This is a genomic window from Enterobacter sp. 186315 (genome assembly GCF_053290175.1).
Window position 1 is genome coordinate 15,983 of the sequence record NZ_JBPTTK010000015.1, and the last position, 18,534, is coordinate 34,516.

An 18,534-nucleotide genomic window follows, 5' to 3' on the forward strand; every position below is an offset into this window, starting at 1 on the left:
CTTTCTCCTTACAGCGCGCAGGACACGCAGCCTTCGATTTCGGTGCCTTCCAGCGCAAGCTGGCGCAGGCGAATGTAGTACAGCGTTTTGATGCCTTTCTTCCAGGCGTAGATCTGCGCCTTGTTGATGTCGCGCGTGGTGGCGGTGTCCGGGAAGAACAGCGTCAGCGACAGCCCCTGATCCACATGCTTCGTCGCCTCGGCGTAGGTATCGATGATCTTCTCCGGGCCGATTTCGTAGGCATCCTGATACAGCGCCAGATTGTCGTTGGTCATAAACGGGGCAGGGTAGTAAACGCGCCCGGTTTTGCCCTCTTTGCGGATCTCGATTTTCGACACGATGGGATGAATGCTCGACGTGGCGTGGTTGATGTAGGAGATCGAACCGGTCGGCGGCACCGCCTGCAAATTCTGGTTGTAGATGCCGTGGCGCATCACGTCGTCGCGCAGCTGCCGCCACATCTCGCGGGTGGGCAGCGTAATACCGGCACGGTCAAACAGTTCACGCACGCGCGCCGTTTTCGGCTGCCAGTCGCCTTCCAGATACTGGCTGAAATACTCGCCGCTGGCGTAGCGCGACTGCTCAAAGCCCGCAAAACGCTGGCTGCGCTCCCGCGCCAGCATCATCGAGGTGTGCAGGGCGTGCCAGGTAATGGTGTAGAAATAGAGGTTGGTGAAGTCCAGCCCCTCCGGGCTGCCGTAGGCAATGCCCTCACGCGCCAGATAGCCGTGCAGGTTCATCTGCCCAAGCCCGATGGCGTGCGAGGCGGCGTTGCCCGCGGCGACGGACGGCACGCTGCGGATGTGGCTCATGTCCGACACCGCCGTCAGGCCGCGAATGGCGGTCTCCACCGTGCGCCCGAAGTCCGGTGAGTCCATGGTATGGGCGATGTTTAGCGAGCCGAGGTTGCAGGAGATATCCTTGCCGACGTCCGCGTAGTCCAGGTTTTCGTCATAGGTGGAGGCAGCGTTAACCTGCAAAATCTCCGAGCACAGGTTGCTCATGTTGATGCGCCCGGCAATCGGGTTCGCGCGGTTTACCGTGTCCTCGTACATGATGTACGGGTAGCCGGACTCAAACTGGATCTCGGCAAGCGTCTGGAAAAAGTCGCGGGCGCTAATGTATTTTTTGCGAATACGTTCGTCGGCCTCCAGCGCCTCGTAATGTTCGCTGATGGCGATATCGCCGAAGGCTTTGCCGTAGATCCGCTCCACGTCGTAGGGCGAGAAAAGCGCCATCTGCGCGTTCTCTTTGGCGAGCCTGAAGGTCACGTCAGGGATAACGACCCCCAGCGACAGGGTTTTGATGCGGATTTTTTCGTCGGCGTTTTCCCGTTTGGTATCGAGGAAACGCAGAATGTCCGGGTGATGGGCGTGCAGATAGACCGCTCCGGCCCCCTGACGCGCCCCCAGCTGGTTGGCATAGGAAAACGCATCTTCCAGCATCTTCATGACCGGGATCACGCCCGAAGACTGGTTCTCAATCCGCTTGATGGGCGCGCCCGCTTCACGCAGGTTCGAGAGCAAAAACGCTACGCCGCCGCCGCGCTTTGAGAGCTGCAACGCGGAGTTCACCGCCCGGCCAATCGACTCCATGTTGTCTTCGATACGCAGCAGAAAACAAGATACAAGCTCGCCGCGCTGGGCTTTACCGCAGTTGAGGAAGGTGGGCGTGGCGGGCTGGAAGCGACCGGAGAGGATCTCGTCGGTCAGCCGTTCAGCCAGCGCGTTGTCGCCCTGCGCGAGGGTCAGCGCCACCATCACCGTGCGATCTTCAAAGCTTTCCAGATAGCGTTTGCCGTCGAAGGTTTTCAGGGTGTAGCTGGTGTAAAACTTCCATGCGCCGAGGAAGGTCTTGAAACGAAAACCGCTGGCGTGGGCGCGCTCGAACAGCGTCACCACGAAGGGGCGATCGTAGCGGTTCAGCACCTGCGCTTCGTAATAGCCTTCGCTCACCAGATAATCCAGACGCGCGTCCTGGGTGGCAAAGGTCACGCTGTTAGGGCGAACGTGGGCGTTAAAAAAGGCGTCTACCGCCTCGCTGTCTTTATCAAACTGAATATGCCCGTCGCGATCGTACAAATTGAGCATCGCGTTTAACGCGTGGTAGTCGGGCGCGGCCTGCACTACCCGTTCTGCGGTTGTCGTTGCCAAAATTCGTTCACTCCTTTACGCACGTTCTCGACGTCCTGCTGTGTCCCCATCAGCTCAAAGCGATAGAGGTACGGCACGCCGCATTTTTGAGAAATAACATCCCCGGCGCGGCCAAAGGCGTCGCCGAAATTGCGATTGCCTGCGGCGATCACGCCGCGAATAAGCTGCCGGTTCTGCGGATCGTTCAGAAAGCGGATAACCTGGCGGGGCACCGCGCCCGCCGTTCCGCCGCCGCCATAGCTCGGCACCACCAGAATGTATGGTTCGTCTACCTGAATGCGCTCCCGCTCGTTAAGCGGAATGCGGATCGCAGGCAGCCCGACGCGCTCGATAAAGCGGAGCGTGTTTTCCGAGCTGCTGGAGAAGTAGACAAGGCCACTCATGCACTGGCGGCCAGCGCGGCAATGCGGTTGATCATGTCCGGACGAAAGCCAGACCAGCTCGTTTCCCCGGCGATAACCACCGGAAGCTGACGGAAGCCCTGCTCGCGCAGGGTATCGGCGGCGTCCGGGACGAGGTCGATGTTGACCATCTCAAACGCGACGCCGCGGCTCTCCATGGCGCGTTTGGTGGCGTGGCACTGAACACAATCGTTACGAGTGTAAATAATAATGCTCATGATTCGTATTTCCATTTAGAATGAGAAGACGGCGCGAAGTTACGCGTCAGGTTGTGTGTCTCTTGCTAAAGGGAATACTAGATGTAGTTGAGATTAGTTTCAACCATACAAGATATGGGAAATTCAGATTAATGTCGCCACGATGATGAACACACCGGGGCAGTGCAGGCCGTGCGGGCTTTTCAGGCTTTCGGCCAATAAAAACCCCGATGCCGGGGAGGCGATCGGGGTTCAGGCGACGAATGCAGGGATTACTTACGTAAGCTCAGCAGGGCGCCAACGAAAATGCCGACGGCCGCTACCGTTCCCAGCGTGCAGAGCGGTCTTTCACGCACGAAGGTCGTTGCGCAGCTTGCCATATCGCAGGCAGCCTGGGTGGTGCGCGAGCGGCCGTTCATTCTGGCACGGGTTTCACGCAGCAGAGACTGAGCCTTACGTTTGGCGGCATCCGCGTCGTCCTTTGCATCAGAGCCCCAGGATTTCAGCACTTCTTCCAGCGTATCGGCTAATTGGCTGACATCGTTACGGATATCCTGAGCGTCGTCATTAATATCGTTTCGGTTCGGTCTGTTAAACATACGATCCTCCATAATTTTGCGTTCCCGTTAAGTTTAGCCCAGGATTTTATTATCTGAAGCCAGTCACGTCTTATCAGGCGGTTTATGGAATATTCTGAAAGCACTGCTAATGCTGAATACTGTAAGGTTGCCGGGCAGGAAAAGATAACGAGGATTAAATATGTATTTACGACCCGATGAGGTGGCACGCGTTCTTGAGAAAGCGGGATTTACCATGGATGCTGTGACCACAAAAGCCTATGGATATCGCCGCGGCGAGAATTATGTTTACGTCAACCGTGAAGCGAGAATGGGGCGCACTGCTCTCATTATTCACCCGACGCTGAAAGACAGAAGCCAGTCATTTGCTGAGCCTGCCTCGGATATTAAAACCTGCGATCATTACCAGCAATTCCCCCTCTATTTAGGCGGTGAATCGCATCAACATTATGGTATTCCGCACGGTTTTAGCTCCCGCATGGCGCTTGAGCGTTTTCTGACTGGATTGTTTGGCGATCAGCAGTAAACGGGCGACTGGCAGTGCGCCAGTCGCGATACTTCAGGCTTTTGCCTGACTGTACTGGCTGACCTTAAACAGGCGGCGACAGTAGTCGAGGAAATAGCCGTACACCGCTCCCATCAGCATCGACACCACGATATTTGAACTTACCGCAGCGGCAATTTGATGCCAGTCCGCGCCGACGGTCAGCAGGATCGCCACATACACCGGAGACTGAAACGTGACGTACGCCAGCACGTCTGCCAGGTTTTTCATCCAGCCTGTCGGGCTCATACGGCGTGCGTAGCGCATCACCGCATCGCGGTACATTCCGTACGGCCATGCAATAAGGATGTTGACCGGGATCGCCACCAGACGAGAAGAAAGCGATTGCTCAAAGGACATTCCGGAGAGGAATATTTCGATCAGCATGTTCACCACGGAACAGTAGACAACCATCGCGAACGTATCCGCTACCGCGTGGCGCAGGCGAGACTGCGGTGAGAACATGTCTGGGCTCCTTGAGAAAATCATAAAAGTGGCGCATTACCCTCGGCGTTTAGTGCTTTAGGTTGTGATATTTAACGCGTATAGCGTATATCTCTGCTTTGAAACTCTCAATTAGCGATAAATTTTTATTTTTTGGCACTTTGTCCACAAAATTCTCTAAATTTGGCGAATTGTTAACCGCATCGCTATTTTCTCTCTCTCTCGTGATAAATCTATTCAAAATCAGTATGTTAACTAAGATTTCATTTATGTGAATAATGGCTCATGGCGCCATTTAGCACGGCATTCTTTCGGGTGGATAAAAAAACACCGTTTTGTGATGATTATTCTTAAATGTCGAAATTGGTAGTGAAAAGCTCTGTCGCGAAAATTTCATTTCCATTCTGTTTTAATGCATAAATATGCATTTATATTTCCGCGTCGAGATAACCTTTAAATCCCTGAATCTTTATCGCTGACAATATCCGTAAGAGAAATACATCACACGCATCCATGAAAACCGAACGGATATTAGAAATAGATATTTTAAAATGTTTACAATAATGCTTTTAAGTTTCCGTAGGTGGATATTGCGGGGGAAATGAATTACTCTACGGTTTGAATTTTCGTTTTTCACAAAAAGGTTTTCAATTATTATGTCTTTGTCGTTACAAAATCTTAATAATATCCGTACACTTCGCGCAATGGCTCGTGAATTCTCTCTTGATGTTCTGGAAGAAATGCTGGAAAAAGTCAAAATTGTTACTGAGGAAAAACGTAACGAAATGGCAGAATTCGAGCAGCAACGCGCAGAGCAGCAGGATAAAATTAACGCGCTGCTGGAGCTGATGAAAGCGGATGGTATTTCCCCGGCCGATCTGCTGGGTTCAGAAGCGGTAATCGCAGGCCAGCCGGCCAAAAAACGTAAAACGCGTGAAGCAAAATATCGCTTCACCGACGTTAACGGCGAAGTAAAAACCTGGACCGGCCAGGGCCGTACGCCGAAGCCAATTGCCAACGCGCTGGCTAACGGTAAATCTCTGGAAGATTTTCTGATCTAATCGGAGTGCCGGGCAAACCTTCGCCCGGCAATTCTTATTAACAGACGCCGAAATCGCCGTCCTCTTTATAAGCAGATAGCTCGGATGCGTTCAGCGTATATTTCTCGCCCTGCTCATTGCTGGCCTGTACTGCCACAATGCTGTCACCGTTCACTTCGATCACTTTCAGTTTTGGGCCGCCCTGACGCGGTTGCACATATTCACCGACAGAAAACATAGTACCTCCTCATTGATAGCTCTTCTCACCTTAGCCCACGTTCGGTTCAGGTGACAACGACTTTCCCGCCTTCTACCCCGCAGTAGGGATCGCTTAAGCCAGTGTAAAAAGGGTAAAGGCAGGTAAAAGCGCGGGAGCGCCGTGGCAAGCCGTCATAAACCCGCTACGCTTAAAGGTAGTCTTATTTGTTTTCAATTGGTTAGCCTGCATGGAGGATTTATGGGTTTTTGGCGTATTGTTTTCACTATTATTCTGCCGCCGCTGGGCGTGCTGCTCGGCAAGGGCTTTGGCTGGGCGTTCATCCTCAATATTATTCTGACGCTGCTGGGCTATATTCCCGGTCTTATCCACGCCTTTTGGGTGCAATCCAAAAACTAAGCCCGCCAGAGTAAATCACTGTAGATCCCGGTCAGCACGCCCTGTGGGGCAAACTGCTGTTTGATCCAGCGCGTGACCTGGCCGGTCGCCGCATGTTGTGTCGCCAGCAACATGCGGGAATCCTGCCGCGGATTATTGATCCGCCGCGTCACCAGCAAACCTTCTTCTACCGCCTCCCGCGCCATGTATTCCGGTAAAAAGCCTATCCCGTCGCCGAGGATCTGACACTGGCACTTGGTGTTAAAGTCCGGCACCCGTATCGCCTCCTGCCCGTGTAGCAGCCAGCCGACCTTCTTGTTGATGGTGTGCGCGGTGTCTTCCACCATGATGTTCGGGTACAGCCGCAGCTGGCTTTCGGCAATCGGCTCCGGGGCAAAGGCCAGCGGATGCGCCGGGGCAATTGCAAACACCCAGCGGATCGCGCCAATTTCGGTGTAATCAATGCCGCCGCCGTCGAGCAGCGTATCCGGCGCGCCGATGGCGATATTGGCCTGATTGTTAATAATCGAATCCCACACGCCGTTATACACCTCGGTGGTGACGGTGATCTGGCAGGTGGGAAACTGTTTTTTCAGCACCTGCAACAGCCGGGCGGTATGGCGCGGGGTATAGAGAAGCTGGTTGATGCAGATGCGCACCCGCGCCTCAATGCCCTGGGAAATCGTATCGATCCCGCGCTTGATGGCGTGAAAGTCGTTCAGCAGATCGGTAGCCTTACGGTAAAAGTAAAAGCCGGATTCGGTCAGCTCGATACTGCGGGTGTTACGCACAAACAGCACCACGTCCAGCCCGGTCTCCATGCGCTTGATGGTGTAGCTAATGGCCGACGTCGTCACGCCAAGCTCGGCGGCGGCTTTGCTGAAGCTGTTAAAACGCGCCGCCGTGGTGAAGGCCAGAAGGTTCTCTTCGGTAAAGATGGAATTCATATTACGGCTCCTGGTTATCATCAGTTTTGAACATATTTTAACAGCACCGTTACATCCCATTTGAAGCCGATCACAGTTCTGAATGTTTGCTGGAAGCCGCGCGGTGCAAGGCTTCGTCAGAGATAAGTATTTTGCAATTTAATCGGCTAAAACGCGCTGAAACATAAGAAAAAGGTTGCACGGACGCACGTTTTGGCTGAACTGTTGAATCTAACTCAACAATGAATTGACTGTCGATGAATCATTTTTAAGCGGATTCTTTTATGACCAGGCTGTTGCTATTCTCGGGTCATCAGAAATGAAAACATCGGGAGTATGAATATGTCAGGACATGAACTCGTTAGTGAATTTCTGCGGGCGGCAGAAGAAGGAAATATCGATGCGCTGAAAGCCTGCCTCGATAACGGCGTGGATATCAACGCCACCAACCGCCAGAAAAGAACCGCCGTTATTATTGCCAGCCTGAATAAACACTATCCCTGCGTTGAGTTTTTAATTTCCGCCGGCGCGGATATTGATAAGCAGGATCAGACCTGTTTTAACCCCTTCCTGATTAGCTGCCTGACCAACGATGTCACCCTGCTGCGTATTGTCCTCCCGGCGAACCCGGATTTGGACAGACTGACGCGCTTCGGCGGTGTGGGAATTACTCCCGCCAGTGAAAAAGGGCACGTGGAGATTGTGCGCGAGCTGCTGGCAAAAACCGATATTAACGTTAACCACACCAATTTTGTCGGCTGGACGCCGCTGCTGGAAGCCATCGTATTAAACGACGGCGGCGCAAAACAGCAGGAGATTGTGAAGCTGCTGCTGGAAAACGGCGCGAACCCGCATATGACCGATAAATACGGTAAAACCCCGCTCGAACTGGCGCGGGAAAAAGGTTTCCACGCCATTGCCGACCTGCTGCTGGCGGCTGGCGCGTAACGCTTAGGCCAGCCTGACCGGGCTGGTCGCGACTCAAACAAAAGTTTTTCCCGCCGTGCATTTTGCACGGTGGCGGCCCCCTTTTATCCGCAAACAGGTGAAAATAATGCCCACCAGAATCGTTATAAAAAAGAATACCTATTTTGATTCGGTCTCGTTGATGTCGGTTTCCACCAAAGCCAATAAACTGCCGGGCGTTGAGCAGGCCTTCGTGGCGATGGCGACCGAGATGAATAAAGGCGTCTTAAAAAACCTCGGGCTGTTAACGCCGGAATTAGCAGAAGCCAAAAACGGCGATCTGATGATCGTCATTAAAGGCGAGGCGGCGAACGACGACACCCTGGCGGCGATTGAGGCGCTGTTCACCCGCAAAGAGAGTTCAGGCTCCCACGAAGCGCGCTACGCCACGGTTGCCAGCGCCAAAACCCATCGCCCGGACGCTAATCTGGCGGTGATTTCCGTCAACGGCACCTTCGCCGCCCGCGAGGCGCGTCAGGCGCTGGAAAACGATCTCAACGTGATGCTGTTTTCCGATAACGTTTCCCTCGACGACGAGCTGGCGCTAAAACAGCTGGCGCATGAGAAGGGGCTTTTAATGATGGGGCCGGACTGCGGCACCGCCATGATTAACGGCGCGGGGCTGTGCTTCGCCAACGCGGTGCGCCGCGGGTCGATTGGCATCGTTGGCGCGTCCGGTACCGGCAGCCAGGAGCTGAGCGTGCGCATCCACGAGTTCGGCGGCGGCGTGTCGCAGCTGATTGGCACCGGCGGGCGCGATCTGAGCGAAAAAATCGGCGGCCTGATGATGCTCGACGCCATCGAGATGCTGGAGACCGACGACGCGACGCAGGTCATCGCGCTGATCTCCAAGCCGCCAGCGCCTGCGGTAGCCGAGAAGGTGCTGGCCCGCGCCCGCGCCTGTCGTAAACCCGTTGTCGTCTGCTTCCTCGGGCGCAACGAACCGCCTGCCGACGAGTCGGGGTTAGAGTTCGCGCGCGGCACCAAAGAGGCGGCGCTCAAGGCCGTGCTGCTCTCCGGCAACAAAAAAGAGTCCCTCGATCTGCACCCGCTCAACTGGCCGCTGGTTGAAGAGGTACGCGCCCGCCTGACGCCGCAGCAGAAGTACATTCGCGGCCTGTTCTGCGGCGGCACGCTGTGCGACGAAGCGATGTTCGCCGCGCTGGAAAAATTCGACGACGTCTACAGCAACATCCAGCCGGATCCGGCTAAGCGTCTTAAGGACATCGGCGTCAGCCAGGCCCACACCTTCCTCGATTTTGGCGATGACGATTTCACAAACGGCAAACCGCACCCGATGATCGACCCGACCAACCGCATCAGCCGTCTGCTCCAGGAGGCGTGCGACCCGGAAGTGGGGGTGATTGTGATGGACTTTGTGCTCGGCTTCGGCGCGCACGAGGATCCGGTGGGAGTGATGCTCGACGCCATCAACGAGGCGCAGGCGATTGCGAAAGCCGATAACCGCCCGCTGGAAATTCTCGGCTACGTGCTCGGCACCGATCAGGATCCGCAGTCGCTGGCGCAGCAGTGCCGGCTGTTGACCGACGCGGGCGTCATCTGGGCCAGCAGCAGCACCAACACCGGACTGCTGGCGCGTGAATTTGTCTGCAAAGGGGAGAGCGCATAATGACCACCTTATTTAACCAGCCGCTGAACGTGATTAACGTCGGCATCGCGATGTTCAGCGACGATCTCAAAAAGCAGCACGTCCCCGTCACCCAGCTCGACTGGACCCCGCCGGGGCAGGGCAATATGCAGGTCGTTGAGGCGCTTGACCAGCTGGCCGAAAAACCGCTGGCGGAGAAAATTGCCGCCGCTAACAAGGTTGCGCTTGAGCGCATTATTCAGTCCCATCCGGTGCTGGTGGGCTTTGACCAGGCCATTAACGTCGTGCCGGGCATGACCCGCACCACCATTCTGCACGCCGGTCCTCCCGTGGCCTGGGAAAACATGTGCGGGGCGATGAAGGGGGCGGTGACCGGGGCGCTGGTGTTTGAAGGGTTAGCGAAAGACCTGGACGACGCGGCGCGGCTGGCGGCCTCCGGCGACATCACCTTCTCACCGTGCCACGAGCACGACTGCGTGGGATCGATGGCGGGCGTAACTTCCGCGTCGATGTTTATGCATATCGTTGAGAACAAGACCTACGGCAACCGCGCGTTCACCAACCTCAGCGAGCAGATGGCGAAGATCCTGCGCATGGGCGCCAACGACCAGAGCGTGATCGACCGCCTGAACTGGATGCGCGACGTGCTCGGCCCGATGCTGCGCGACGCCATGAACATCATCGGCGAAATCGACCTGCGCCTGATGCTGGCTCAGGCGCTGCACATGGGCGACGAGTGCCATAACCGCAACAACGCGGGCACCACGCTGCTGATCCAGGCGCTGACGCCGGGGCTGATCCAGGCGGGCTATCCGGTTGAACAGCAGCGCGAGGTGTTTGAGTTTGTCGCCAGCAGCGACTACTTCTCCGGCCCGACCTGGATGGCGATGTGTAAAGCCGCGCTGGACGCCGCCCACGGCATCGAGTACAGCACCGTGGTGACGACGATGGCGCGTAACGGCTACGAGTTCGGCCTGCGCGTTTCCGGCCTGCCGGGGCAGTGGTTTACCGGCCCGGCGCAGCAGGTGATTGGCCCGATGTTCGCGGGATACAGGCCGGAAGATTCCGGGCTGGATATCGGCGACAGCGCGATCACAGAAACCTACGGCATCGGGGGCTTTGCGATGGCGACGGCCCCGGCGATTGTCGCGCTGGTGGGCGGGACGGTGGAGGAAGCGATCGACTTCTCCCGCCAGATGCGCGAAATCACCCTCGGCGAAAACCCGAACGTCACCATTCCGCTGCTCTCCTTTATGGGTATTCCGACCGCCATCGACATCGCCAGAGTCGCGGGCAGCGGCATTCTCCCGGTCATTAACACCGCTATCGCCCACAAAGACGCGGGCATCGGCATGATTGGGGCGGGCATCGTTCACCCGCCGTTTAGCTGTTTTGAAAAGGCGCTGTTGACCTTCCGCGATCGCTACTATTTATAAGAGATGCATCCATGAAAAACATGAAACTGGAGTGGAAAAGAGGTGACTGGGCGGCCTATTTCGGGCTAATGACCAACAACCTGACCAATTTGCTGACCATGATGGGGCTGCTCATTTTTGTCGTCGGCATCCCGAAGGAGATTGTTTATGGACGCATCGCCCCGGCCTTCGGGCTGGCGGTACTGGTGGCGAGCGTCTGCTATACGTGGTTTGGCCTGCAAATGGCGCGCGCCACCGGGCGCAATGACGTTACCGCGCTGCCGTCCGGGCCGAGCGCGCCGTCGATTTTCACCGTCACCTTCCTGGTGCTGATGCCGGTGTATCAGCAGACGGGCGATGCGGATTTTGCGATCCAGATTGGCCTGGTGTGGTGCTTCGTGGAGGCGATGATCCTCGCGGGCGGGTCGTTTTTAGGGGAAACCATCCGCAGGATGATCCCGCGCACCGTGCTGCTGTCGTGCCTCTCCGGGCTGGGCCTGCTGCTGCTGGCAATGAACCCGATGCTTCAGGCGTTTGAAGCGCCGACCGTGTCGTTCATCGTCCTGCTGCTGATCTTTATTAACTGGTTTGGCAAAAAGCCGATTTTCGCCCGCATTCCGACCGGCCTGCTGCTGCTGATCGCCGGTACAGCGCTGGCGTGGATCTCCGGCCTGCAAAGCCCGGAAGCGATCAAAGCCTCGATGTCGTCGTTCGGCTTTAACCCGCCGCAGGTCCACGTAGAGGGCTTCCTGCAAGGGCTGCCGCACGCGCTGCCGTATCTGGCGTCCGCCGTTCCGCTGGGGCTGGCGAACTACATCTTTGACCTGGAGAACATCGAAAGCGCCCACGCGGCGGGGGATGAATACCCGACCCGCAAGGTGATGCTGGCGAACGGTCTGGCCTCGATGCTCGGCTGCCTGATGGGCAACCCGTTCCCGGTGACGGTCTACGTCGGCCACGCGGGCTGGAAGGCGATGGGGGCGAGCATTGGCTACACGCTGGCCTCCGGCGTGACGATGTTTATCGTGCCGCTGTTCGGGCTGGGGGCCTTTATGCTCGCCATTATTCCGATGACCGCCATCGTGCCGATTCTGGTGTTTATCGGCGTGGTCACCGCCAACCAGGTGGTGCGGGAGACCCCCAAAGTGGAGGTGCCGGTGATCTTCATCTGCCTGTTCCCGTGGATCGCCAACTGGGCGCTGACCATGATGAACAGCGTGATGGGGGCGGCGGGGACCAGCGCGTCGAAAATCGGCACCGACGTGCTGCACAGCAAAGGCATTTACTACGAAGGGCTGGTGCATCTGGGCAGCGGCGCGCCGCTCGCCAGCATGCTGTGGGGCTGTATCGCCATCTTCGCCATCATTAACAAGCCGCTGCGCGGCGCCGTGGCGGCGGCCGGTGGCGCGCTGCTGGCGCTGTTCGGGGTGATCCACGCCCCGGTGGTGGGTTTTGCCGAAGGCAGTTCGCTGATGTTCGTGACCGCCTACCTGATGATGGGCGGGATGTTTGTGGTGAAGCACGTGCTGGATATCTCTGTTAATCCCCCTCTCCCCGTGGGAGAGGGCCGGGGTGAGGGCACCAGAACGCACCTTCTAAAGGAAACTAAATGAAAGAACTCATGGTCGTCGCCATAGGCGGCAACAGCATCATCAAAGACAACGCCAGCCAGTCGATTGAACATCAGGCGCAGGCGGTAAAAGCGGTGGCCGACTCGGTGCTCGACATGCTGGCCTCCGACTATGACATCGTGCTCACCCACGGCAACGGCCCGCAGGTGGGGCTGGATCTGCGCCGGGCCGAGATCGCACACGAGCGCGAGGGCCTGCCGCTGACCCCGCTGGCAAACTGCGTCGCCGACACCCAGGGCGGGATCGGCTATCTCATTCAGCAGGCGCTCAACAACCGTCTGGCGACGCGCGGGGAGCAAAAGGCGGTGACGGTGGTCACCCAGGTCGAAGTGGATAAAAACGATCCGGGCTTTACCCACCCGACCAAACCCATCGGCGCGTTCTTTAGCGAATCCCAGCGCGACGAGCTGCAACGCACCCACCCGGACTGGCATTTTGTGGAAGATTCGGGCCGGGGCTATCGTCGCGTGGTGGCCTCGCCCCAGCCGCTGCGGATTGTCGAAGCCGACGCCATCAAGGCGCTGACCCAAAGGGGCTTTGTGGTGATTGGCGCGGGCGGCGGCGGTATTCCGGTGGTGCGTAACGCGCAGGGGAATTATGAGAGCGTGGATGCGGTGATCGACAAAGATCTCTCCACCGCGCTGCTGGCGCGGGAGATCCGCGCCGACGTGCTGGTTATCACCACCGGCGTAGAGAAAGTGTGCGTGAACTTCGGCAAGCCGAACCAGCAGGCGCTGGACACCGTCAGCGTGGCGCAGATGACGCGCTACATGGAAGAGGGCCATTTCCCGACGGGCAGCATGCTGCCGAAAATCGTCGCCTCGCTGGAGTTTTTACACCACGGCGGCAAGCGCGTAGTCATCACCTCGCCGGACTGCCTGCCCGCCGCGCTGCGCGGGGAAACCGGAACCCACATTGTTCATGAAGGACGTTAAGATGAGTGAGAATAAAAGCCGCCGCGAGTTTATCAGCCAGAGCGGCAAGATGGTGACCGCCTGTGCGCTGTTTGGTGCGACCGGCTCCGTGGCGTATTCTGCACAGTCCGCAAAGCCAATCTGCGAAACGGGTAAACCGATGAACATCACCGCAAAACACTACTATCTCGATAACGTGCTGCTCGAAGCCGGGTTTCATTTTGACGGCGGCGTGGCGACAGGCACCCGCACCGAGCTGAAAACGCTGGAAATCAACGACGGCAAAATCGTCGCCCTGCGTGATAACAACAGCCACCCCGACGCCGCGCTGCCGCATTTCGACGCGGGCAATAAGCTGATGCTCCCGGCGATGCGCGACATGCATATTCATCTGGACAAAACCTTCTACGGCGGCCCGTGGCGCTCGCTTAACCGCCCGGCGGGCACCACCATTCAGGACATGATCCGCCTGGAGCAAAAGCTGCTGCCGGAACTTCAGCCGTATACCCAGGAGCGCGCGGAAAAGCTGATCGACCTGATCCAGTCGAAGGGCTCCACCGTCGCCCGCAGCCACTGCAATATCGAGCCGGTTTCCGGCCTGAAAAATCTGGAGAATTTGCAGGCGGTGCTGGCGCGCCGTAGCCCAGGCTTTGACTGTGAAATCGTGGCGTTTCCGCAGCACGGGCTGCTGCTGTCGAAATCCGAGAAGCTGATGCGCGAGGCGATGCAGGGCGGAGCGCACTACGTCGGCGGGCTGGATCCCACTAACGTGGACGGCGCGATGGAGAAATCCCTCGACCTGATGTTCCAGATTGCGCTGGATTACGATAAAGGCGTAGATATCCACCTGCATGAGACCAGCCCGGCGGGCGTCGCGGCGGTGAATTATATGGTCGAAACCGTCGAGAAAACGCCGGAGCTGAAGGGCAAGCTGACCATCAGCCACGCTTTTGCGCTGGCGACGCTCAACGAGCAGCAGGTGGATGAGATCGCCACCCGCATGGCGGCGCAGCAGGTGACGATTGCCTCCACCGTGCCGATTGGCACCCTGCATATGCCGCTCAAGCAGCTGCGGGATAAGGGCGTGTTTGTGATGACCGGCACCGACAGCGTGATTGACCACTGGTCGCCGTACGGCCTGGGGGACATGCTGGAGAAAGCCAACCTGTACGCCCAGCTCTATATCCGCCCGAACGAGCAGACCCTTTCGCGCGCATTAGGCATTGCCACCGGGGACGTGCTGCCCCTGAACGACAAGGGCGAACGCGTGTGGCCGAAAGCGCAGGACGACGCCAGCTTTGTGCTGGTGGACGCCTCCTGCTCCGCCGAAGCCGTGGCGCGGATCTCGCCGCGTACCGCGACCTTCCATAAGGGGAACCTCGTCTGGGGCGTTGTGGGCTAAAAAGCGAGCCGGGTGGCGGCTTCGCCTTACCCGGCCTACAAAAAACTCATATCGTAGGCCGGGTAAGCGCAGCGCCACCCGGCAATGCCGTATACTGGCAGCCACATTCTCAAAGAGGGATCTGACATGGCACAGAACATCTACGACAACCCGGCCTTTTTCGAAGGCTACGCCCAGCTTCCGCGCTCGGTGCAGGGGCTGGACGGCGCGCCGGAGTGGGCGGCGCTGAAAGACATGCTGCCGGACCTGTCCGGTAAATCGGTTATCGATCTGGGCTGCGGCTACGGCTGGTTTTGCCGCGTTGCGCGTGAGATGGGCGCATCGGACGTGACCGGCGTCGATATCTCCGAAAAGATGCTCGCCCGCGCGGCGGAGCTGACGAACGACACGAACATCCGCTACCAGCGTAGCGATCTGGAATCGCTCAATCTTGACGAGAACAGCCTCGACCTGGTCTACAGCTCGCTGGCGCTGCACTATCTGCCGGAGCTGGACACCCTGTTCGGGAAGGTGCAGCGCGCCCTGAAGCCCGGCGGCAGCCTGGTGTTTTCGATGGAGCACCCGATCTACACCTGCGCCTCGCGTCAGGGGTGGCTAACGGACGACAGCGGCGCGCGCTTCTGGGGCGTTAACCAGTATCAGCAGGAGGGGCAGCGCGTCAGCAACTGGCTGGCGGAGGGCGTCATCAAATACCACCGCACACTGGGCACCACGCTTAACGCGCTGATCGGCGCGGGATTAACGCTAGCCGAGGTCAATGAGTGGGGGCCAACGCAGGCGCAAATCGACGCCTGGCCTGCGCTGGCGGAAGAGGCTGAACGCCCGATGCTGGTGCTGATTGCCGCACGTAAGGCTCAGTAACCGACCTTATAGACCCGTCCGCTCTGCACCCCTTCCACGCTGCGGCGATAGGCCAGCGCCACCGCCGCGGCGGGGACGCTTTCAAACCCCGGGAAAAAACCGTCGTAGGCCTCGGCGGATTCCGTCAGCACCGTTGGGCTGATCAGGTTGATACGAATGCCGCGCGGCAGTTCGCAGGCGGCGGCGCGGACAAACCCTTCCAGCGCGGCGTTCACCGTGGTGGCGTTCACCCCCTGGGCAATCGGCTCTTGGGCCACAATGCCGCTGATAAGGGTGATTGAACCGCCGTCGTTCAGATAGTGCTGGCCGGTCAGCGCCAGACGCACCTGCCCGAGCAGTTTATCCTGCAAGCCCTGGTTGAAATCGCTGTCCTTCATGCTGGCGAGCGGGCCGAAGTGCAGGCCGCCGCTGGCAGACACGATGGCATCCACCTGACCGATTTTTTCAAACAGCGCCGCGACGCTCTCCTGCGAGGTGATATCCACCTGATAGTCGCCCTGCGTGCGTCCCACGCGAATAACCTCATGGCGACGACTCAGTTCTTCCGTTACCGCACGACCGACCGTACCGCTGGCACCAATAATGACGATTTTCATAGCCGACTCCTTCTGTTGTGAGCCTCCATTCTTTAATAAAGTAAAAGCCGGATAAACTGGGCTAAAGTTAGATGATTACTAACCAGAGGTTTGCAATATGGATAAGCTTCGCGGCATGGAAACGTTTATCGCGGTGGTCGAAAGCGGCAGCTTTACCCTGGCCGCCGCGCGGCTTGAAATGTCGGCGGTGATGGTCGGGAAGTACATCGCGCTGCTGGAATCGCAGCTGGGCACGCGCCTGCTGGAGCGCAACACCCGCCGTCAGAGCCTGACCGATGCCGGGCGGGTCTATTTTGATGAGGCAAAGCGGGTGCTGGAGCAGGTGGCGGTGGCGGAAAGCAGCGTTGAGCGGCTGCGCGCGGCGCCGGCGGGCACCCTGCGGGTGACGGCGCCGACCTCGTTTGGCGGCTGCGTTATCGCCCCGCTGACCGCCACCTTTTTGCAGCGTTTTCCCGAGGTGCGCGTAGAGCTCGATCCCACCAACCGCCGGGTGGATCTGGTGGATGAGGGGGTCGATCTGGCGATCCGCATTGGCGATATTCATAACGACGATCTGGTGGCGAAATACCTGTGCGCCTACCGGATGGTGATTTGCGCCGCGCCGGACTATTTAGCCCGTTACGGCACGCCGCAAACGCCTGCGGATCTGGTGGATCATCTGTGCCTGTCCCACACGGTATGGACGGCGCGCAACGAGTGGCGGCTGCCGGGGGCAGAAGGAGAGGTGCGCTGGAAGCGGGATGCGGTCTTGCGCTGTAACGACGGCTACGGGTTACGCATGGCGGCACGGGCCGGGGCGGGGCTGCTGCTGCAACCGGAGGTGCTGGTGGCAGAGGAGCTGGCAAGCGGCAGGCTGGTACAGGTGATGGGCGATTACACCCCCGAGCCGAGGCCGGTGAATCTGCTGTGGCGTCAGGATTTGAGGCCGCTGCCGAAGCTGACCCGGTTTGTTGAGCATGTTGTGCAGGGGGTAGGGGAGTGGGGGTTGTAACGCACGGTGGACCGGGCGTACAAAGGGTGCGGTCTGCATTGCCCGGTGGCGCTGCGCTTACCGGGCCTACAAAGGGTGCGGTCTGTATTGCCCGGTGGCGGCTACGCCTTACCGGGCGTACAAACGGTGCGGTCTGTATTGCCCGGTGACGCTGCGCTTACCGGGCCTACAAAGGGTGCGGTCTGTATTGTCCGGTGACGCTGCGCTTACCGGGCCTACAAACGGTGCGGTCTGTATTGCCCGGTGGCGGCTACGCCTTACCGGGCCTACAAAAGATGACCGTAGGCCGGGTAAGGCGTAGCCGCCACCCGGCAAAAAGGGCTAGAACCGATAGCCCACGCCCAGGTTCCAGCCGTTGATGGAACGGTTACCGTCCAGATCCGCGTTGGTCCCTTCGTAGCCCACGTTAACCGCCAGCTCTGGCGTTGGGTTAAACTGCACCCCCGCGCCGTACGCGAAAGAGGTCGATTTCTCGGAGATGCTGTCTTTCTGGGTATACCCGTCGCCCGCGTTCACCCATCTGGTGTCGCCGTCGGCTTTGGTGTGCGCCACGCCGCCCAGCGCGTACAGGGAAACGTACTCGTTAATGCGGTACGCCGGGCCAACCAGCAGGGAGTAATATTTCGCGTCGATGTGGTTTTTCACCGAGTCGGACGCTACGTAATAATGCTCATCGTCATCGCCGCTCATGTAGGTAAATGAGCCCATCGCGCTCCACGGGGAATCCCACTCGTAGCGATACTGCACGTTCACGCCGCGAATGTTTTTGAAGTCCTCCACCTTGCTCTGCGCATAGCCAACGGAAACCGTCGAGCTATCCGCCAGCGCCGCACCGCTTGCCAGGCTCGCTGCCATCAAAACCGCCAGAGATATTTTTTTCATCTTCCCTTCTTCCTTTTATTAATTTGGACACAGTCCGGTAGGTGCTTTAAGCGGGCCGCATTGATCGTAGCCGTAGACCTTATAGCCTTTGGCTTTCATGCAGCTCGATATCTTATCGTTTCGGGCCACGACCTCCTGAAGCGTCTGATCCCTGGTGGAGCTGCCGCCGTTCCAGCTACCATCATCCAGATTGGCTTTTCTGGGCACCCCGCAGCTGTAAAGGTCTTCTTTCCGCTGCGCCTCGTTGGTGCGCCCGGTGCTGTCCAGCTTCTGGAAGGTCTGGGCGTACTTCACGTACTGATAATCGGTCGAGTCCATATTGCCCACCACGCAGCCGGTGAGCAGGAGGGGCAACAGAACAAGCAGGCTTTTTTTCATGTTTCGCTCAC

21 protein-coding genes are annotated in these 18,534 nt (G+C 58.2%); 11 read left to right on the forward strand and 10 right to left on the reverse strand.

Features of this window, described 5'->3' with window-relative positions:
* Window positions 1–8 precede the first annotated feature (8 nt).
* The 4 genes from nrdE to ACSVHP_RS16245 all read right to left on the reverse strand — a co-directional run bounded on the left by nrdE (window position 9) and on the right by ACSVHP_RS16245 (window position 3,350).
* The gene (gene nrdE, locus ACSVHP_RS16230) at window positions 9–2,153 is read right to left on the reverse strand and encodes a class 1b ribonucleoside-diphosphate reductase subunit alpha (RefSeq protein ID WP_447552433.1); all 2,145 of its coding nucleotides are present in this window, start codon (window positions 2,151–2,153) and stop codon (window positions 9–11) included.
* A complete protein-coding gene (nrdI, locus tag ACSVHP_RS16235; RefSeq protein WP_234675689.1) occupies window positions 2,126–2,536 on the reverse strand; it encodes a class Ib ribonucleoside-diphosphate reductase assembly flavoprotein NrdI in 411 nt (136 codons plus the stop codon). Before nrdI ends, nrdE begins: the two co-directional genes overlap by 28 nt.
* Window positions 2,533–2,772 carry a glutaredoxin-like protein NrdH gene (gene nrdH / locus ACSVHP_RS16240; RefSeq protein ID WP_417315051.1) on the reverse strand — a complete coding sequence of 80 codons (240 nt, stop codon included), beginning with the start codon at window positions 2,770–2,772 and terminating at the stop codon, window positions 2,533–2,535. The genes nrdI and nrdH overlap by 4 nt, the downstream gene beginning before the upstream one ends.
* Window positions 2,773–3,023: 251 nt before the next feature.
* Window positions 3,024–3,350: a DUF883 family protein gene (locus tag ACSVHP_RS16245; RefSeq protein ID WP_234675687.1), complete on the reverse strand. Its 327-nt coding sequence runs from the start codon at window positions 3,348–3,350 to the stop codon at window positions 3,024–3,026.
* 160 nt (window positions 3,351–3,510) lie between these two features.
* On the opposite strand from ACSVHP_RS16245, the gene ACSVHP_RS16250 reads away from it, so the two are divergent.
* Window positions 3,511–3,855 carry a DUF2002 family protein gene (locus ACSVHP_RS16250; protein WP_234675686.1) on the forward strand — a complete coding sequence of 115 codons (345 nt, stop codon included), beginning with the start codon at window positions 3,511–3,513 and terminating at the stop codon, window positions 3,853–3,855.
* A 33-nt stretch (window positions 3,856–3,888) separates the two neighbouring features.
* Here ACSVHP_RS16250 and alaE read toward each other — a convergent pair whose 3' ends face one another.
* Window positions 3,889–4,338, reverse strand: a complete 450-nt coding sequence (gene alaE / locus ACSVHP_RS16255; RefSeq protein WP_234675685.1) for an L-alanine exporter AlaE — start codon at window positions 4,336–4,338, stop codon at window positions 3,889–3,891.
* 635 nt (window positions 4,339–4,973) lie between these two features.
* On the opposite strand from alaE, the gene stpA reads away from it, so the two are divergent.
* Complete coding sequence (stpA, locus tag ACSVHP_RS16260; protein WP_234675684.1) at window positions 4,974–5,378, forward strand: DNA-binding protein StpA; 405 nt, start codon at window positions 4,974–4,976, stop codon at window positions 5,376–5,378.
* A gap of 37 nt (window positions 5,379–5,415) precedes the next feature.
* Here the strand turns inward: stpA and ACSVHP_RS16265 are convergent, their stop codons facing one another.
* Window positions 5,416–5,595 carry a hypothetical protein gene (locus tag ACSVHP_RS16265; RefSeq protein ID WP_234675683.1) on the reverse strand — a complete coding sequence of 60 codons (180 nt, stop codon included), beginning with the start codon at window positions 5,593–5,595 and terminating at the stop codon, window positions 5,416–5,418.
* Window positions 5,596–5,814: 219 nt separating this feature from the next.
* On the opposite strand from ACSVHP_RS16265, the gene ACSVHP_RS16270 reads away from it, so the two are divergent.
* Window positions 5,815–5,973: a YqaE/Pmp3 family membrane protein gene (locus tag ACSVHP_RS16270; protein ID WP_234675682.1), complete on the forward strand. Its 159-nt coding sequence runs from the start codon at window positions 5,815–5,817 to the stop codon at window positions 5,971–5,973.
* Here ACSVHP_RS16270 and ACSVHP_RS16275 read toward each other — a convergent pair.
* Complete coding sequence (locus tag ACSVHP_RS16275) at window positions 5,970–6,899, reverse strand: LysR substrate-binding domain-containing protein (protein ID WP_234675681.1); 930 nt, start codon at window positions 6,897–6,899, stop codon at window positions 5,970–5,972. The genes ACSVHP_RS16270 and ACSVHP_RS16275 overlap by 4 nt on opposite strands.
* Window positions 6,900–7,220: 321 nt before the next feature.
* Here ACSVHP_RS16275 and ACSVHP_RS16280 point away from each other — a divergent pair, with 321 nt between their 5' ends.
* From ACSVHP_RS16280 to ACSVHP_RS16310, 7 genes are all read left to right on the forward strand, one after another.
* Entirely contained in the window at window positions 7,221–7,826 is a 606-nt protein-coding gene (locus ACSVHP_RS16280; RefSeq protein WP_447552434.1) for an ankyrin repeat domain-containing protein, read from the forward strand.
* Window positions 7,827–7,932: 106 nt separating this feature from the next.
* Window positions 7,933–9,474 (forward strand): acyl-CoA synthetase FdrA, encoded by a 1,542-nt coding sequence (gene fdrA / locus ACSVHP_RS16285; protein ID WP_447552435.1) that lies wholly within the window; start codon window positions 7,933–7,935, stop codon window positions 9,472–9,474.
* A complete protein-coding gene (locus tag ACSVHP_RS16290) occupies window positions 9,474–10,889 on the forward strand; it encodes an oxamate carbamoyltransferase subunit AllG family protein (RefSeq protein ID WP_447552436.1) in 1,416 nt (471 codons plus the stop codon). Before fdrA ends, ACSVHP_RS16290 begins: the two co-directional genes overlap by 1 nt.
* An 11-nt stretch (window positions 10,890–10,900) precedes the next feature.
* Complete coding sequence (locus tag ACSVHP_RS16295; protein WP_447552437.1) at window positions 10,901–12,481, forward strand: xanthine permease; 1,581 nt, start codon at window positions 10,901–10,903, stop codon at window positions 12,479–12,481.
* Window positions 12,478–13,434 (forward strand): carbamate kinase family protein, encoded by a 957-nt coding sequence (locus ACSVHP_RS16300; RefSeq protein ID WP_447552438.1) that lies wholly within the window; start codon window positions 12,478–12,480, stop codon window positions 13,432–13,434. Before ACSVHP_RS16295 ends, ACSVHP_RS16300 begins: the two co-directional genes overlap by 4 nt.
* 1 nt (window position 13,435) lies before the next feature.
* Complete coding sequence (locus ACSVHP_RS16305) at window positions 13,436–14,815, forward strand: amidohydrolase family protein (protein ID WP_447552439.1); 1,380 nt, start codon at window positions 13,436–13,438, stop codon at window positions 14,813–14,815.
* 126 nt (window positions 14,816–14,941) lie between these two features.
* Window positions 14,942–15,676, forward strand: a complete 735-nt coding sequence (locus tag ACSVHP_RS16310; RefSeq protein WP_447552440.1) for a class I SAM-dependent methyltransferase — start codon at window positions 14,942–14,944, stop codon at window positions 15,674–15,676.
* Here the strand turns inward: ACSVHP_RS16310 and ACSVHP_RS16315 are convergent.
* Window positions 15,670–16,272: a short chain dehydrogenase gene (locus ACSVHP_RS16315; protein ID WP_447552441.1), complete on the reverse strand. Its 603-nt coding sequence runs from the start codon at window positions 16,270–16,272 to the stop codon at window positions 15,670–15,672. The genes ACSVHP_RS16310 and ACSVHP_RS16315 overlap by 7 nt on opposite strands.
* 97 nt (window positions 16,273–16,369) lie before the next feature.
* On the opposite strand from ACSVHP_RS16315, the gene ACSVHP_RS16320 reads away from it, so the two are divergent.
* Window positions 16,370–17,263 (forward strand): LysR family transcriptional regulator, encoded by an 894-nt coding sequence (locus ACSVHP_RS16320; RefSeq protein WP_447552442.1) that lies wholly within the window; start codon window positions 16,370–16,372, stop codon window positions 17,261–17,263.
* A gap of 321 nt (window positions 17,264–17,584) precedes the next feature.
* Here the strand turns inward: ACSVHP_RS16320 and ACSVHP_RS16325 are convergent, their stop codons facing one another.
* The gene (locus ACSVHP_RS16325) at window positions 17,585–18,145 is read right to left on the reverse strand and encodes an Ail/Lom family outer membrane beta-barrel protein (protein WP_234675671.1); all 561 of its coding nucleotides are present in this window, start codon (window positions 18,143–18,145) and stop codon (window positions 17,585–17,587) included.
* 18 nt (window positions 18,146–18,163) lie between these two features.
* The gene (locus ACSVHP_RS16330) at window positions 18,164–18,523 is read right to left on the reverse strand and encodes a hypothetical protein (RefSeq protein WP_417316481.1); all 360 of its coding nucleotides are present in this window, start codon (window positions 18,521–18,523) and stop codon (window positions 18,164–18,166) included.
* Window positions 18,524–18,534: the final 11 nt, after the last annotated feature.